Here is a 16,767-nt window from a genome sequence, read left to right as displayed (position 1 = left end):
CCACCCTCTCCCCCACCTGGGGCGTCTACAGCGGCTACGAACTCTGCGAGAACACCCCCGCCAAACCCGGCAGCGAGGAGTACCTCCACTCCGAGAAGTACCAGCTCCGCCCCCGCGACTGGGACACCGCGACACGCGAGGGCCGCAGCATCGCCCCGCTGCTGCGCAGGCTGAACGAGATCCGCCGGAACAGTCCGGCCCTGCGACAGCTGCGGGACCTGCACTTCCATCACGCGGACCAGGAGTCGGTGATCGCCTACTCCAAGCGTGCCGGCTCCGACACGGTGCTGGTGGTCGCCAACCTCGACCCCCACCACACCCAGGAAGCCACCGTCTCGTTGGACATGCCGCAACTCGGCCTGGACTGGCACGAGTCCGTTCCGGTGCGCGACGAGCTCACCGGCGAGACCTACCACTGGGGCAGGAGCAACTACGTGCGTCTGGAACCGGGCCGCACGCCCGCGCACGTACTGACCCTCCTGCGACCGTCCAACCCGCAGATCGGAGGGTCACCCGCAAAATGATCGTCAATGAGCCCGTCTCGGACAAGTTCGAGGACACCCCCGCCCGGGACCGTGACCCGGAGTGGTTCAAACGCGCCGTCTTCTACGAGGTGCTGGTGCGCACCTTCCAGGACAGCAACGGCGACGGTGTCGGCGACCTCAAGGGTCTGACCGCCAAGCTCGACTATCTGCAGTGGCTGGGCGTGGACTGCCTGTGGCTCCCGCCGTTCTTCAAGTCCCCGCTGCGCGACGGCGGCTACGACGTCTCCGACTACACCGCGGTGCTCCCCGAGTTCGGGGACCTGGCCGACTTCGTGGAGTTCGTCGACGCCGCCCACCAGCGGGGCATGCGTGTGATCATCGACTTCGTCATGAACCACACCAGCGACCAGCACCCGTGGTTCCAGGAGTCGCGCAACAACCCGGACGGTCCCTACGGCGACTACTACGTCTGGGCCGACGACGACAAGCAGTACCAGGACGCCCGGATCATCTTCGTCGACACCGAGGCCTCCAACTGGACCTTCGACCCGGTCCGCAAGCAGTACTTCTGGCACCGTTTCTTCTCCCACCAGCCGGACCTCAACTACGAGAACCCGGCCGTGCAGGAGGAGATGGTCTCCGCCCTCCGCTTCTGGCTCGACCTCGGCATCGACGGCTTCCGGCTGGACGCCGTGCCGTACCTGTACCAGGAGGAAGGAACCAACTGCGAAAACCTTCCGGCAACCCATGAGTTCCTGAAGCGGGTGCGGAAGGAGATCGACGCGCACTACCCGGACACGGTGCTGCTGGCCGAGGCGAACCAGTGGCCGGAGGACGTCGTCGACTACTTCGGCGACTTCCGCTCCGGCGGCGACGAGTGCCACATGGCGTTCCACTTCCCCGTCATGCCGCGCATCTTCATGGCCGTGCGCCGCGAGTCCCGCTACCCCGTCTCCGAGATCCTCGCCAAGACCCCGGCCATCCCGACGAACTGCCAGTGGGGCATCTTCCTGCGCAACCACGACGAGCTGACCCTGGAGATGGTCACCGACGAGGAGCGCGACTACATGTACGCGGAGTACGCCAAGGACCCGCGCATGCGCGCCAACATCGGCATCCGCCGCCGCCTCGCCCCGCTCCTGGACAACGACCGCAACCAGATCGAGCTGTTCACCGCGCTGCTGCTGTCCCTGCCCGGCTCCCCGATCCTCTACTACGGGGACGAGATCGGCATGGGCGACAACATCTGGCTCGGCGACCGCGACGCCGTGCGCACCCCCATGCAGTGGACCCCCGACCGCAACGCCGGCTTCTCCTCCTGCGACCCGGGCCGCCTCTACCTGCCCACCATCATGGACCCGGTCTACGGCTACCAGGTCACCAACGTCGAGGCGTCCATGAGCAGCCCCTCGTCGCTGCTGCACTGGACCCGCCGCATGATCGAGATCCGCAAGCAGAACCCCGCCTTCGGTCTCGGCTCCTACACCGAGCTCTCCTCGTCCAACCCGGCCGTCCTGGCCTTCCTGCGGGAGGCCCCGTCGACCGAGGAGGGCGGGGACGACCTGGTGCTGTGCGTGAACAACTTCTCCCGTTTCGCCCAGTTCACCGAGCTCGACCTGCGCGCCTTCGACGGCCGCCACCCCGTCGAGCTGATCGGCGGGGTCCGCTTCCCCGCCATCGGCGAACTGCCGTACCTGCTCACCCTCGCGGGCCACGGCTTCTACTGGTTCCGCCTGCGCAAGGACACCGCCTAGTCACCGCGTGGATCCCGGGCGGGGCGGTTTTGCCCGCCCCGCCCGGGGCACGCATCAGTAACACCCCGACTCCCCTGGTCTTCCGGTCTTCCGGGTCACGGTCACCGGGGAAAGGACACGACGCCATGTCGGAAGCCGCCACCCACTCCGCGTACTCCGCAGCAGCGACGACCGGCAGCCCCGGCGTCGGCCCCGGGCTGCTCGCGTCGCTGGACCCGCTGTTGCGCGAGTGGCTGCCGCGGCAGCGCTGGTTCGCCGGCAAGGGCCGTCCGGTCAGCCACTTCACGCTCGTCGCGGCGACCGAACTGCTCCCCGTGCGCGCCAAGCTGGGGCTGCTCCACCTCGTGGTGCGGGCCCACCAGCCGCTCCTGCCCACCCAGGGCGCCCTGCCGCACCCCGCTGACTGCTACCAGCTGCTGCTCGGCGTGCGCGGGACCCTGCCGCCGCGGCTCGCGCCCGCGCTCATCGGGCACCTGGAGGAGGGCCCGCTGGCCGGGCGGACGGTGTACGAGGCGCTGTACGACCCCCGGCCCGCCGAGGTGCTCCTGGAGGCGCTGCGCACCGGGGCCCGCGTCGGCGAGCTGCGCTTCGAGCGGGACCCGCGCCAGGACGTCCGTGCCGGGCTGGTCCCGCGCCTGATGACGGCGGAGCAGTCCAACTCCTCGATCGTGTACGGCGATACGTTCATTCTCAAGCTGCTGCGGCGGATCGTCCCCGGGACCAATCCGGACCTGGAGCTGCCGCTGGCGCTGTCCCGCGAGGGCTGCCCGCGCGTCCCGGCCCCCGCGGGCTGGCTGCTGGCGGACCTCTCCCCGGCCGACGAGCCGTACGTCCTCGGTGTGCTGCAGCCGTACCTGCAGGGCGCGGCCGACGGCTGGGAGCTGGCCCTGCGGGAACTCGCCAAGGGCGAGGACTTCACCGCGGAGGCGCGGGCCCTCGGGCGGGCCACGGCGGAGGTGCACACCTCGCTGGCGCGCGCGCTGCCCACGGTCACCCTCGGGCGGCAGCAGCTGGAGCTGCTGGTGGACGGCATGACCGAGCGGCTGGAGCTGGCCGCGCAGGCGGTGCCGATGCTGCGGCCGTACGCGCCCGGGCTGCGCACGGCGTTCACGGCGCTGGCCGACCTGGCGGCGGAGGGCCGCACCTGGACGGCCCAGCGCATCCACGGCGATCTGCACCTGGGCCAGTGCCTGCGCGCCCCGGACGGCGCCTGGTCGCTCATAGACTTCGAGGGTGAGCCGTCCAAGCCGCTCGCCGAGCGCCGGATGCCGCAGCCGGTCGCGCGGGACGTCGCCGGCATGCTGCGCTCCTTCGACTACGCGGCGCACTCCGTCCCGCGGGCCCCCGGGCCCGCTGCTTCCGCCGACGGCCCGGTCGCGACGGCCGCGAACTGGGCCTCCGGGTGCCGGGCCGCCTACTGCACCGGGTACGCGGAGGTCGCCGGGCGCGATCCGCGCACCGATCCCGTGCTGCTGCGCGCCTACGAGACCGACAAGGCGGTGTACGAGGCCGTGTACGAGGCCCGGCACCGCCCCGACTGGCTGCCCGTACCGATGGCGGCGATACGCCGGCTGGCCGCCAACGAGGATCCCACCTGAACGTCCCGCCCACCGCCCCGTCCTTGCCTGTGCCGAGGAGGCCGTACCTGTGACCCCCCGCCCCCCGTCCGACGACAGCACACAGAAGAACGGCACCCCCGCGAACGAACACGAGAGCCGGCCGGCCGTGGGCGGTGCGACCGGGAACGGGGCGCCCGCCGAGGCGGCTGCCGCCGGGAGGACCGCCGCGAAGAAGGCCGGCGCGAAGAAGGGCACCGCGAAGAAGACGGTGGCGAAGAAGGCAGTGGCGAAGAAGACCGCTGCCGCCGCGGCCGCGGGCGCCACGGAGGCCCCTGCGGAGGAGCAGGCTCCCGTCAAGAAGGCCGCGGCGAAGAAGGCTTCGGCCAAGAAGACGGCTTCGGCCAAGAAGACGGCTTCGGGCAGGACCACCGTCAAGAAGGTGGCCGCGAAGAAGACCGGTGCGAAGAAGACCGGCGCGAAGAAGACCACGGTCAAGAAGGTCGTCGTCGACCGGATCGCCGTCGACGACGCGGCCGCCGACGCGCTGACGACCGCCGACGCGGGCACCGCCGGGATCACCACCGACCTGCCCACCGACGACGCGGCGGCCACCCGGACGGTGACCGGCCGCCGGGCGGCGCCCGGTGCCGTGCTCGCCGAGCGGGGTCCCACGGTCCCGGCACAGGGTGGCCCCTCCGGCGCCGCCCCCGTGGCGCCGGTTCCCGGTCCCCGCGCCGGAACCACCGGGAACTCCGGGCCGGAGGCCGCCCGCATCCCCGAACCGCGCACCCCCTTCTCCCCCGCCGTCGACGGGGGCGACCGGGAGCGGCTGCGGCACGGCACGCACCATGATCCGCACTCCGTGCTGGGCGCCCATCCGGCGCCGGGCGGGGTGGTGTTCCGCGCCTTCCGCCCGTACGCCCTCGGGGTCACCGTCGTCACGGACGAGCTGCGGGCCGAACTGCACGACGACGGGGACGGCTTCTTCTCGGCCGTGCTGCCGCTCCGGGCGGTGCCGGACGCTTACCGGCTGCTGATCGCGTACGAGGAGACGGTGCAGGACACCGAGGACGCGTACCGCTTCCTGCCGACCATCGGGGAGTTCGACCTGCACCTCCTCGGCGAGGGGCGGCACGAGCAGTTGTGGCAGGCGCTGGGTGCCCGGCCGATGGAGCACCAGGGAGTCACCGGCACCGCCTTCACCGTCTGGGCGCCGAACGCGCGCGGTGTGCGGCTGGCCGGCACGTTCAACTTCTGGGACGGCACCGGCTTCCCCATGCGCTCGCTCGGCTCCTCGGGCGTGTGGGAGCTGTTCGTGCCGTCGATACACGAGGGCGAGCTGTACAAGTTCGAGATCGTCCGGCCGGACGGCACGACGACCCTGCGGGCCGACCCGATGGCCCGCCGCACCGAGGTCCCGCCGCACACGTCCTCCGTCGTCCACGCCTCCCACTACGAGTGGGGCGACGAGGAGTGGCTGGCGCACCGGGCGGACCGGCCCGCCCACGAGGCGCCGTTCTCGGTGTACGAGGTGCACCTGCCGTCCTGGCGGCCGGGGCTGACGTACCGGGAGCTCGCCGAGCAGCTGCCCGCGTACGTCAAGGACCTCGGCTTCACGCACGTGGAGCTGATGCCGGTCGCCGAGCACCCCTTCGGGGGGTCCTGGGGCTACCAGGTCACCGGTTTCTACGCGCCGACCGCCCGGCTCGGCTCCCCCGACGACTTCAAGTACCTGATCGACGCCCTGCACCGGTCCGGCATCGGCGTGATCATGGACTGGGTGCCCGCGCACTTCCCGAAGGACGACTGGGCGCTGGCCGAGTTCGACGGCCGTCCGCTGTACGAGCACGAGGACCCGCTGCGCTCCGCGCACCCCGACTGGGGGACGCTGGAGTTCGACTACGGGCGGCGGGAGGTGCGGAACTTCCTCGTGGCGAACGCGGTGTACTGGTGCGAGGAGTTCCACATCGACGGCCTGCGGGTCGACGCCGTCGCCTCGATGCTGTACCTGGACTACTCGCGCGAGCCCGGCCAGTGGGTGCCGAACGAGCACGGCGGGCGGGAGAACCTGGACGCGGTGGCGTTCCTGCAGGAGATGAACGCGACGCTGTACCGCAGGGTGCCCGGCGTGGTCACCATCGCGGAGGAGTCCACGGCCTGGGACGGTGTCACGCGGGCCACGCACCACACCGGACCGGGCGGCTTCGGCGGTCTCGGCTTCGGGCTGAAGTGGAACATGGGCTGGATGCACGACTCGCTCGGCTACATGAGCAAGGACCCCGTGTACCGCAAGCACCACCACGGCGAGATGACCTTCTCGATGGTGTACGCCTACAGCGAGAACTACGTCCTGCCGATCTCCCACGACGAGGTCGTCCACGGCAAGCACTCGCTGGTGTCGAAGATGCCGGGCGACTGGTGGCAGCAGCGCGCCAACCACCGCGCCTACCTGGGCTTCATGTGGGCCCACCCGGGCAAGCAGCTGCTCTTCATGGGCCAGGAGTTCGCGCAGGGCGCCGAGTGGTCCGAGAGCCACGGGCCCGACTGGTGGCTGCTGGATCCCGCCTACGGGGCGGAGCCCGACCACCGCGGGGTGCGCGACCTGGTCCGTGACCTCAACACCGTGTACCGCGACACCCCGGCCCTGTGGGAACGCGACACCGTTCCCTCGGGGTTCTCCTGGGTGGTGGGGGACGCGGTGGAGGACAACGTGCTCGCGTTCCTGCGCTTCGGCGACGACGGCCCGCCGCTGCTGGCGGTGTCCAACTTCTCGCCGGTCGTCCGGCACGAGTACCGGTTCGGTGTGCCGGACGACGTCCCCGCCTGGCAGGAGGTCCTCAACACGGACGCGGCGGACTACGGCGGCGGTGACATCCGCACGCGGCACCCGGTCAAGCCGGAGGCCCTGCCGTGGCACGGCCGCCCGGCCAGCGTCCGGCTGACGCTGCCGCCGCTCGCGACGGTCTGGCTGCGCCCGGCGTAGGGGCGGTGCGGGGGCGTGGCCTCGGCCACGCCCCCGCGGGTCAGTGCCCCTCCGCGGCCGGCGCCAGGGCCGGCGGCAGGTCCTCCGCGTGGACGATGCCGAGCGCCTGGGTCGCGCGGGTGAGCGCCACGTACAGGTCGCTGGTGCCGAACCGGCCCGGCTCCACGACCAGCACCGAGTCGAACTCCAGCCCCTTGGCCTGCCGGGGGTCGAGCAGCACGACCGACCGGGTGAGGTCCGGCTCGGCGCCCGCCGTGACGCCGTCGAGGCGGGCGGCGAGCGTCCGGTGCAGGTCGCGCGGTGCGATCACCGCGAGGCGGCCCTCCGCCGGAGTCAGCTCGGCCACCGCCTTCGCCACCTCGGCGGGCAGGTCGGACGCGGCCCGGCGGGCCCAGGGGCGCACCCCCGTGGAGCGCACCGAGCTCGGCGGCTCGAAGTCCGGGTGCTCGGCTCGTACGACACCTGCGGCGAGCTCCATGATCTCGGCGGGTGTGCGGTAGTTGACGCCCAGGCGGGTGTGCTCGAAGCGGTCCTCGACGTACGGGGCGAGGATGGCCGACCAGGAACCGACACCCGCCTCCTCGGCGGTCTGGGCCGGGTCGCCGACGAGGGTCATCGAGCGGGTGGGCGAGCGCCGCATCAGCAGCCGCCACGCCATCGGCGACAGCTCCTGCGCCTCGTCCACGATGATGTGCCCGAACGCCCAGGTGCGGTCGGCCGCCGCGCGCTCGGCGGCGCTGCGGTGGTCGTCCTCCTCCTGCCGCTCGGCGAACCGCTCGGCGTCGATGATGTCGTGCGCGGAGAGCACCTCCGAGGACTCCGGGTCGTCCTCCTCCTTGTCGTCGAACTCGTAGGTGCGGGACGCGTACGACACGTCGAGGACGCCCTGGGCGTACGCGATCTGCGTCTCGCGCTCGGTCTCGGCCGCCGCCCGCGCCACCCGGTCGTCCACGCCCAGCAGTTCGGCGGCCTCGTCGAGCAGGGGCACGTCCGCGGTGGTCCACCTGCGGGTCACCGGGCGGCGGATCGCGTCGGCGTCCTCGGCGGACACGTACCCGTCGGGCCCGGCGAGGAAGTCGGCCACCAGCCGCTGCGGGGTGAGCCGGGGCCACAGCTGGTCGATCGCGGCCCACACCTCGCGGTTCTCGGCGAGTTCGTCGCGGATCTGGGTGATGTCGCTGGGGTCGAGCAGGTTGGTGCCGTCGTAGGGGTCGGTGCCGATGCGCTCGGCCATCAGGTCGGTGAGCGTGTTGAGGACGTGGCCCTCGAAGTGCTCGCGCGCCACGTTGTGCGGGAGGTCCGCCGCGCGGGTGCGTTCCCGGGCGACCCGGACCAGGTCGTCGTCGAGCATGAGCACCTCGCGGTCGTGCTCGATGGCGATGACGGGGTCGGGGAGCGCCTGCCGGTCCCGTACGACGGCCGCGAGCACGTCCGCCATGGCGGCGGCGCCCTTGACCCGGGCTGCCTCCGGGGTGTCCTTGGCGGTGGCGCGCACCCCGGGGAACAGCTCGCCCACGGTCGCCAGCAGCACGCCCGTCTCGCCGAGCGAGGGCAGCACCTCGCCGATGTAGCCGAGGAAGGCGGGGCCCGGGCCGACGATCAGGACGGCGCGGCGGGCGAGGAGTTCGCGGTGCTCGTAGAGGAGGTAGGCCGCGCGGTGCAGGGCGACGGCGGTCTTGCCGGTGCCGGGACCGCCCTCGACGACCAGGACGCCCCGGTGCGGGGCGCGGATGATGCGGTCCTGCTCGGCCTGGATGGTCCGCACGATGTCGCCCATGCGTCCGGTGCGGGCCGAGTTCAGCGCGGCCAGCAGCACGGCGTCGCCGGTCGGGTCCTCGTGGCCGGTGCGGGTCTCGTCGCCCAGGTCGAGGATCTCGTCGTGCAGCGCGGTGACCCGGCGGCCCTCGGTGGTGAGGTGCCGGCGGCGGCGCAGGCCCATCGGGGTGTGGCCGGTGGCGAGGTAGAAGGGGCGGGCGACGTCGGCCCGCCAGTCGATCAGGACCGGGGTGCGCTCGGCGTCGTCGGCGCGCAGCCCGATCCGGCCGATGTGGTGGACGGTGCCCGAGGTGCGGTCGATGCGGCCGAAGCACAGCGAACCGTCGACCGCGTTCAGCGCGGCGAGCTGTTGGGAGCGTTCGGCGACCGTGATGTCCCGCTCAAGCCGGGCCTGCATCGGGGTGCTGCCCTGCGCGAGCGCGTCCGACACGGACGTCTCGGTGTCCTCGCGCAGGGCGTCCACGCGCGCGTACAGCCCGTCGATGAATTCCTGCTCAGTTCGCAATTCACCGTCGGGGAATTCTTTGTGCGAGCCCTTGTTTGACAATTCCACTCCCGGCCGGATACACTGTGGCTACTGAACTTCTTCATGCGCGATACATTTCGAAGTCGCGAACCATGAAATATACGCAGAGAAATCCCCCGAGCGCAATTGCTCGGGGGATTTCCTCGTTCACGCCAGGTTGCTGCCGGGCAGGAGTCGCCCTCCGGGTGCCTGGCCCGCAGGCACTCCACGAACGGGCGCGTCGCGACGGGAACGGCCCGGCCGGGCGGGAAGGGGAGAGCCCGCCCGGCCGGGCCGGGAAGCCGAGCGGCCGAGTGACGGGGGGGACGCACTCGACCGTTCGGCGCCGTGGGGGACGCGGCCGGGGGCCGCGTCCCTGGGTGACGGCTACGCCTTCGCCAGCTCCTTCTCCCCGCCCTGTCCGGCGGCCGGAGCCGGCTCGTCCTTGTCGTCCGCGGAGTCCGAGGGGCCGTGCCCGCCGTGCCCGTCGTCGAGGAGGGTCGCCTCGTCGAACGGGATCTCGCCGGCGAGCACCCGGTCGACCCGCTCCTTGTCGATCTCCTTGGTCCAGGTGCCGATCAGGACGGTGGCCACGGCGTTGCCCGCGAAGTTGGTGAGGGCGCGGGCCTCGCTCATGAAGCGGTCGATGCCGACGATGAGGCCGATGCCGTCCACCAGGGCCGGCTTGTGCGACTGCAGGCCGCCCGCCAGGGTCGCCAGGCCCGCGCCGGTGACACCGGCCGCGCCCTTGGAGGCGACCAGCAGGAAGAGCAGCAGCGGGATCTGCTCGGCGATCGACATCGGCGTGCCCATCGCGTCGGCGATGAACAGGGACGCCATGGTCATGTAGATCATGGTGCCGTCGAGGTTGAAGGAGTAGCCGGTCGGGACGGTGATGCCGACCACCGGCTTGCTGACGCCCAGGTGCTCCAGCTTCGCGATGAGGCGCGGCAGCGCGGACTCGGAGGAGGAGGTGGACAGGATCAGCAGGAACTCGCGGCCCAGGTACTTGAAGAGCGACCAGACGTTGACGCCGGCGACGAACCGCAGCATCGCGCCGAGGACGACGAAGACGAAGAGCACACAGGTGATGTAGAAGCCGATCATCAGCACGGCCAGGCTCTTCAGGGCGTCGATGCCGGCCGAGCCGGTGACCGCGGCGATGGCGCCGAAGGCACCGATCGGGGCGAGCCACATGATCATGGCGAGGATGCGGAAGACGAGCCGCTGGATGTGCTGGATGCCGCGCAGGACCGGCTCACCGGCCTGGCCCATGGCCTGCAGGGCGAAGCCGGCCAGCAGTGCGACGAACAGCGCCTGCAGCACCTCGCCGGAGACGAACGCGGAGACGAACGTGGTCGGGATGATGCCGAGCAGGAACTCGGTGGTGCCCTTCGCCTCCGGCTCCACCTGCGCCTGACCGGTCTCCTTGATCGCGTCGGTGACGGCGAGGCCCGTGCCCGGGTCCAGGATGTTGCCGACGACCAGGCCGATGGCGAGCGCCACGACGGACATGACCAGGAAGTACACCAGCGCGATACCGCCGACGGCGCCGACCTTGGCGGCCTTCCGCACGGAACCGATGCCGAGCACGATCGTGCAGAAGATGATCGGCGAGATCATCATCTTGATCAGGTTGACGAAGCCCGTTCCGATGGGCTTCAGCTCGACCGCGAAGTCCGGGGCCACGAGGCCCACGGTGATACCGAGGATCACCGCGATGATCACGAAGATGTACAGGTAATGCGTGCGGTCCCGCTTGGTTTTCGCTGCGGGTGCGTCAGGTGCCGTCTTCGCTGTACTGGCCACGGCTGCCCTCCTCGACGACGTCATCGGCATCTACCGGCGTGCGGCTCACGTCCGGGGAAGTCCGGGAGCGGCGCTCCCGGGGATGGGGGTGGGAGCGGACTCCCGGTTACGGGAACGCGCCTGTTCAGGCATGGCGACGGCTCCCGGGGGATGCGGTGACTATCTCCCGGCCTGTGAAGCCGGTCACCCTTCCGTTCATTTAGTTCATGCCGGGACACGGAGGCAGACTGTGGGCATGCGCCTCCCCCGCGTCCTCGGACCCCGCAGCCTGGCCGGCCAGCTCTTCGCCGTGCAGGCCGTGCTGCTCGCGGTCGTCGTCGCCGGATACGCGCTCTTCAGTTACGTGAGCGACGGCGCCCAGGCCCAGGAGGCGGCGGGCCGGCAGGCGACGGCCGTGGCCCGCGCGGTCGCCGACGCGCCCTCCGTGCGCGAGGCCATCGGCACCGACGACCCGACCGGCGCCCTCCAGCCGTACGCGGTCCAGGTGCAGCGCGACACGGAGGTCGACTTCGTCACGATCATGGACCCCGAGGGCATCCGCTGGACGCACCCCGACCCCGGCCAGATCGGTGAGCGTTTCTGGGGGCACATCGAGCCGGCGCAGGAGGGCCGGGCGTTCACCGAGACGTACACCGGCACGCTCGGTCCGTCCGTCCGCGCGGTCGCGCCCGTCCTGGCGGACGGCCGGGTGATCGGCCTGGTCAGCGCGGGGATCAAGGTAGAGGCGATCAGCGCCCGGGTGCGGGAGCAGCTCGCCGCGCTGCTCGGCGTCGCGGCGGGCGCCCTGGCGCTGGGGGCGCTCGGCACGTACGTGGTCAACGCCCGGCTGCGCCGCCACACCCACAACATGAACGCCGCCGAGCTGAGCAACATGCACGACTACCACCAGGCCGCGCTGCACGCGGTGCGCGAGGGCCTGGTGATGCTGGACGGGCAGTACCGGGTGGCCCTGATCAACGACGGCGCGCAGGAGCTGCTCGGGCTGTCCGAGGAGGCGGTGGGCCGTTCGGTCGCCGCGCTCGGGCTGCCCGTGCCGCTCACCAGTGCGTTGCTCGCCTCCGAGCCCCGGGTGGACGAGGTGCACCTGACGGCCACCCGCGTCCTGGTGGTGAACACCTCCCCGGTGACCGGCGGCCACCAGCGCGGCACGCTGGTCACCCTGCGCGACGTCACCGAGCTCCAGTCGCTGATGGGCGAGCTGGACTCGGAGCGCGGCTTCACCCAGGCCCTGCGCTCGCAGGCGCACGAGGCGGCGAACCGGCTGCACACGGTGGTCTCCCTGATCGAGCTGGGCCGCGCGGAGGAGGCGGTCGAGTTCGCCACGGCCGAGCTGGAGCTGGCGCAGGCGCTGACCGACCAGGTGGTCGCGGCGGTCAGCGAACCGGTGCTGGCCGCCCTGCTCCTCGGCAAGGCGGCGCAGAGTCACGAGCGGGGCGTGGAGCTGGTCGTCTCGGCGGACAGCCGTATCGACGACGGTCTGCTTCCGCGTTCGCTGCCCGCCCGCGACCTGGTCACCGTCCTCGGCAACCTGATCGACAACGCGGTCGACGCGGCCCAGGGCACGGCCGGGGCGCGGGTCACGGTGACGGCCTACACCGGCGAAGCCGTCGAGGGCGGCTGTTCCGAACTGGTGCTGCGGGTCGCCGACACGGGTGTGGGCGTGGACCCGGACCTCACCGAGGCGGTCTTCGAGCGCGGCTTCTCCACCAAGCCGGCCGGGCCCGGCGGCCGCGGTCTGGGCCTCGCCCTCGCCCGCCAGACCGTACGCCGTCACGAGGGCGCCCTGACGGTGGCGGAGGCCGAGGGAGGCGGGGCCGAGTTCGAGGTGCGGCTGCCGTTGCCTACCGTGGGGGAGAGCGGGGACAGCGGAGACACCGCAGAGGTGGAAGGGACCGGAGACGTGGGACGGGCCGGGAGCCGGACGGAGGAGCGGAGCCGTGAGGAGGCATCCGCCCGCTCCGCCGTGCCGGGAGGCGGCGCCGTATGAGCACCGACCCGAAACACACCGGCCCGAGACGCCCGGCCGCGCCGACGGGGCCCATCCGCGTCCTCGTCGTGGAGGACGACCCCGTCGCCGCCGACGCGCACCTGATGTACGTGGGCCGGGTGCCCGGCTTCACGGCGGTCGGCAAGGCGCACACCGGGGCGGAGGCCCGCCGTGCGCTGGACCGGTCGCCGGTGGACCTGATCCTGCTGGACCTGCACCTGCCGGACGTACACGGTCTCCAGCTCGCCCGCAGCCTGCGCGCCGCCGGCTACCACGCGGACGTCATAGCGGTCACGTCGGCCCGGGACCTGGCGGTGGTGCGGGAGGGCGTGTCGCTGGGGGTGGTGCAGTACGTGCTGAAGCCGTTCACGTTCGCCACGCTGCGCGACCGGCTGGTGCGGTACGCGGAGTACCACGCGGCGGCGGGCGAGGCGAGCGGCCAGGACGAGGTGGACCGGGCGCTGGCGACCCTGCGCGCGCCGGGCCCGGCGGCCCTGCCGAAGGGGCTGAGCGGGCCGACCCTGGAACGGGTCACCCGGGCCCTGCGGGACGTCTCCGGGGGGCTGACGGCGACCGGGGTCGCCGAGGCGGTCGGCATCTCCCGCATCACCGCCCGCCGCTACCTGGAGCACCTGGTCGAGGCGGGCCGGGCCGCGCGCAGCCCGCAGTACGGGCAGGTGGGCCGGCCGGAGTTCCAGTACCGGTGGGTGCGGGGCCGGGAGCTCCCCTGACCGGAGGCGGGCGCCGGGCGCCGCGTGCGGCGGTGCCCGGCGTCGGTGTCGATGGGACGCGGCCGTCAGACGGCCGTGTAGCCGCCGTCCACCAGGTGGTAGCTGCCGTGCACGAAGGAGGCGCGCTCGGTGAGCAGGAAGACGATCAGCTCGGCGACCTCCTCGGAGCGGCCGAGGCGGCCGGCCGGGTGGGCCGCGACCAGGGCGTCGTGCGCGGCCCGCTCCATCTCGTCGGCGGCGAGCAGGGGCGTCTCGATGAAGCCGGGGCCCACGGCGTTGACGCGGATGCCCTTCGAGGCGTACTCGGCGGCGGCCGTCTTGGTCAGGCCCACCACGCCGTGCTTGGCGGCCACGTAGGCGATCGAGCCGCGGGAGGAGACGGTGCCCATGACGGAGGAGACGTTGACGACCGCGCCGCCCGCGCCGGCCGCCTCGATGGCGGGCAGCTCGTAGCGCATCGAGTAGAAGACGCCGTTGAGGTTGGTGGCGATGACCCGCTCGTAGCCCTCGATGTCGTACTCGCCGGTCGGGGTGACCGGGCCCGCGATGCCCGCGTTGTTCACGGCCAGGTGCAGCGCGCCGAAGGTGTCGACGGCGAACCGCACGGCGGCCTCGACGGACGCCGGGCTCGTCACGTCCAGGGCGACGGCGGCCGCGCCGTAGCCCTGTTCCCTCAGCTCGGCGGCGACCTGCTCGGCGCCCTGGGCGTTGAAGTCGGCGACGATGACGTTCGCCCCGCCGGCCGCGAGGCGGCGGGCGGTGGCCAGGCCGATGCCGGAGGCGCCGCCGGTGACGAGGGCGGTGCGGCCGGCGAACTCCGTGGTGTAGTCGGGTACGGAGGGGGTGCTCATGGTGGTGCTCGCTTTCCTATGCGGTTGTCCCGGCGGCGTCGCCGCCGGTGGTCTCACGGCCGGTGGCCGCGCGGGCGGCCGCCGCGGCCTCTCCCGTCAGCGCGTCGTAGGCCCGCTCCAGCAGGGCGGGCAGGTCCGCGGCGGCCGGGTCGTCGTCCCCCAGGCCGCGCGCCCACAGGCGCTGGGCGGCGGTGAGGACGCCGGCCGCGGTGTCCACGACGACGGCCGGGCGCAGGTCCCGGGCCGGGTCGCTGCCGAGGCGGCCGGCGATGATGCGGACCGACTCCTCCTGGGCGTCGACCCGGATGCGCTGGTACGCGGCGAACAGCGCGGGCTCGCTGTCGATCAGGGCGAGCAGTTCGCGCATCCGCGGGCGCAGGTGCAGGGCGGGGTACTCCGTGTCGGCCAGCCACTCGCCCACGGCCCTGCGGTACGCGAGCAGCGGGGGCTCGCCCGGGGGCCGGGCGCGCAGCGCCGCGTTGATGCGGGCGCCGTCGTCGCGGACGAAGTCGAGGGCCGCGTCCTCCTTGCCGGTGAAGTGGCGGCTGAAGGTGCGGCGGGTGACGTCGGCGCGCTCCACCACGGCGGTGACGGTGACGGCCGCGAGGCCGCGCTCCAGGACCAGGTCCAGGGCGGCGGACGCCATCGCGTTCCGCGTCTGCCGCGCCCTGCGCCGCCTGCGGTCCTCCCCGGCTGTCGCGGCCGGGACGGTGGGCTCCTTCGCCTTCACGACGTCCAACGATACCTCCAGTTGTGTCTCAATGGGACATGAGTCCCGGCGGGACATCGATCTCTTCCCCTACGCCACCCGGCAGCACGCCGGTGCGCGGTCATTGACCTGACTAGACCACCTCTCCTACGTTCACGGAGCAGGCAGTACCCGGCACCCCGGCCACAAAGACGTCGGCCCCCAGGAGGTCGTGCCCGTGCGCCCCACCGCCGCCCGCCCCCGCGCCACCGCTCCCCCGCTCCTCCTCGCCGCCCTCCTCACCCTCGGTGCCGCCGGCACGCTCACCGCCTGCGGCGGCGGCTCCGGCAGCGACCCGGACACCGTGAAGGTCTCCTTCAAGCAGTCGACCGACAACAAGGTCCGGGTCATGGACGAGTACCTGGCCGGGATCAAGGCGGAGTTCGAGGAGGCCAACCCGGGCAAGAAGGTCGAGTTCGTGCCCGTCAAGGCCCCTGACGCCGAGTACTACACCAAGGTCCAGCAGATGCTGCGCTCCCCGAAGACGGCACCGGACCTGGTCTACGAGGACACCTTCCTCATCAACTCCGACATCACCAGCGGCTACCTCAAGCCCCTCGACGAGTACCTGGACGCCTGGCCGGACTGGGACCACTTCGTCGACACGGCGAAGGCCGCCGCGAAGGCCGAGGACGGGAAGACGTACGGCGTGCCGGACGGCACCGACACCCGGGGCCTGTGGTTCAACAAGGCGGTCTTCGAGAAGGCCGGGCTGCCGGCCGACTGGCAGCCGAGGAACTGGGACGACATCCTCTCCGCCGCCCGCGCCGTCAAGGAGAAGGTCCCCGGGGTCGTCCCCCTGAACCTCTACACCGGGAAACCCGCCGGTGAGGCCGCCACCATGCAGACCTTCCAGATGCTCCTGTACGGCACGGGCGACGGCCGCACCGACCCGCTCTACGACGAGGCGTCGAAGAAGTGGATCGCGGGCAGCCAGGGGTTCAAGGACGCCCTCGCGTTCGTCGAGACGGTGTACGAGGAGAAGCTCGGGCCGGACGTCTCCGCCGCCCTCGACCCCAACATGCAGACGCACGTGCGGGGCGAACTCCTCCCGGAGGGCAAGCTCGCCATCGGCCTGGACGGTTCCTGGCTGCCGCAGGACTGGGGGAAGGGCGCCGGTCACGAGTGGCCCACCTGGTCCGAGGAGCTCGGCCTCGCCGCCATGCCGACGCAGGAGGGCCAGGCACCCGGCAGGGTGAGCATGTCCGGCGGCTGGACCTGGGCGATCCCGGCCAAGGCGGCCAACCCCGACCTGGCGTTCGCGTTCATCGAGGCGATGCAGACGAAGGCGAACGCCCAGAAGTGGTACCTCGCCAACGCGGGCATCGCGGTCCGCGAGGACGTGGCCGAGGATCCCGCGTACCTGGAGGCCCAGCCCGGTCTCGCGTTCTTCACCGGCCTGGTCCCCGTCACCCACTACCGGCCGGCCTACCCCGCGTACCCGAGGGTCTCCACCGCCATACAGGAGGCCATGGAGGGCGTCACGACGGGCGACCTGTCGGTCGAGGAGGCGGCGAAGGGCTACGACGAGGAGCTCCGGACGGCCACGGACGACCAGGTGGTCGAGAAGTGAGCCGCC

Annotated in this window: 11 protein-coding genes; 7 read left to right on the top strand and 4 right to left on the bottom strand. The window is 72.2% G+C overall.

Annotation, left to right across the window (positions count from 1 at the left end):
* The 4 genes from UW392_RS61675 to glgB form a co-directional block, all read left to right on the top strand.
* On the top strand, window positions 1-524 hold a 524-nt coding region (locus UW392_RS61675), incomplete at its 5' end, for an alpha-glucosidase C-terminal domain-containing protein (RefSeq protein WP_320784271.1).
* Window positions 521-2,239: a maltose alpha-D-glucosyltransferase gene (treS, locus tag UW392_RS61670; protein WP_320784270.1), complete on the top strand. Its 1,719-nt coding sequence runs from the start codon at window positions 521-523 to the stop codon at window positions 2,237-2,239. The genes UW392_RS61675 and treS, both read left to right, overlap by 4 nt.
* A 125-nt stretch (window positions 2,240-2,364) precedes the next feature.
* The gene (locus UW392_RS61665) at window positions 2,365-3,837 is read left to right on the top strand and encodes a maltokinase N-terminal cap-like domain-containing protein (RefSeq protein ID WP_320784269.1); all 1,473 of its coding nucleotides are present in this window, start codon (window positions 2,365-2,367) and stop codon (window positions 3,835-3,837) included.
* Window positions 3,838-3,886: 49 nt separating this feature from the next.
* On the top strand, window positions 3,887-6,781 hold the full coding sequence (gene glgB, locus UW392_RS61660) for a 1,4-alpha-glucan branching enzyme (protein ID WP_414497641.1): 2,895 nt from the start codon (window positions 3,887-3,889) through the stop codon (window positions 6,779-6,781).
* A gap of 40 nt (window positions 6,782-6,821) precedes the next feature.
* Here glgB and UW392_RS61655 read toward each other — a convergent pair whose 3' ends face one another.
* Complete coding sequence (locus UW392_RS61655) at window positions 6,822-9,062, bottom strand: HelD family protein (protein ID WP_320784268.1); 2,241 nt, start codon at window positions 9,060-9,062, stop codon at window positions 6,822-6,824.
* A gap of 387 nt (window positions 9,063-9,449) precedes the next feature.
* Entirely contained in the window at window positions 9,450-10,871 is a 1,422-nt protein-coding gene (locus UW392_RS61650) for a cation:dicarboxylate symporter family transporter (RefSeq protein WP_320784267.1), read from the bottom strand.
* 235 nt (window positions 10,872-11,106) lie between these two features.
* Here UW392_RS61650 and UW392_RS61645 point away from each other — a divergent pair, with 235 nt between their 5' ends.
* Both UW392_RS61645 and UW392_RS61640 read left to right on the top strand, forming a co-directional pair.
* Window positions 11,107-12,858, top strand: coding sequence for a sensor histidine kinase (locus tag UW392_RS61645; protein WP_320784266.1), 1,752 nt, complete (start codon window positions 11,107-11,109; stop codon window positions 12,856-12,858).
* Window positions 12,855-13,589, top strand: coding sequence for a response regulator (locus UW392_RS61640; protein ID WP_320784265.1), 735 nt, complete (start codon window positions 12,855-12,857; stop codon window positions 13,587-13,589). The genes UW392_RS61645 and UW392_RS61640 overlap by 4 nt, the downstream gene beginning before the upstream one ends.
* Before the next feature lie 65 nt (window positions 13,590-13,654).
* Here the strand turns inward: UW392_RS61640 and UW392_RS61635 are convergent, their stop codons facing one another.
* Window positions 13,655-14,440, bottom strand: a complete 786-nt coding sequence (locus UW392_RS61635) for an SDR family NAD(P)-dependent oxidoreductase (RefSeq protein ID WP_320784264.1) — start codon at window positions 14,438-14,440, stop codon at window positions 13,655-13,657.
* Between the two features lie 16 nt (window positions 14,441-14,456).
* Complete coding sequence (locus UW392_RS61630; RefSeq protein WP_320784263.1) at window positions 14,457-15,170, bottom strand: TetR/AcrR family transcriptional regulator; 714 nt, start codon at window positions 15,168-15,170, stop codon at window positions 14,457-14,459.
* A 196-nt stretch (window positions 15,171-15,366) separates the two neighbouring features.
* Between UW392_RS61630 and UW392_RS61625 the strand changes: the two genes are divergently transcribed.
* Window positions 15,367-16,761 (top strand): extracellular solute-binding protein, encoded by a 1,395-nt coding sequence (locus UW392_RS61625; protein WP_320784262.1) that lies wholly within the window; start codon window positions 15,367-15,369, stop codon window positions 16,759-16,761.
* Window positions 16,762-16,767 lie beyond the last annotated feature (6 nt).

This window comes from Streptomyces sp. CRN 30 (assembly GCF_034105845.1).
This window is presented reverse-complemented; position numbering and strand designations above follow the sequence as displayed.

Coding starts and splice junctions, on each gene's coding strand:
- treS (WP_320784270.1), top strand. CDS start 521: ATGATCGTCAATGAGCCCGTCTCGGACAAGTTCGAGGACACCCCCGCC.
- UW392_RS61665 (WP_320784269.1), top strand. CDS start 2,365: ATGTCGGAAGCCGCCACCCACTCCGCGTACTCCGCAGCAGCGACGACC.
- UW392_RS61645 (WP_320784266.1), top strand. CDS start 11,107: ATGCGCCTCCCCCGCGTCCTCGGACCCCGCAGCCTGGCCGGCCAGCTC.
- UW392_RS61640 (WP_320784265.1), top strand. CDS start 12,855: ATGAGCACCGACCCGAAACACACCGGCCCGAGACGCCCGGCCGCGCCG.
- UW392_RS61635 (WP_320784264.1), bottom strand. CDS start 14,440: ATGAGCACCCCCTCCGTACCCGACTACACCACGGAGTTCGCCGGCCGC.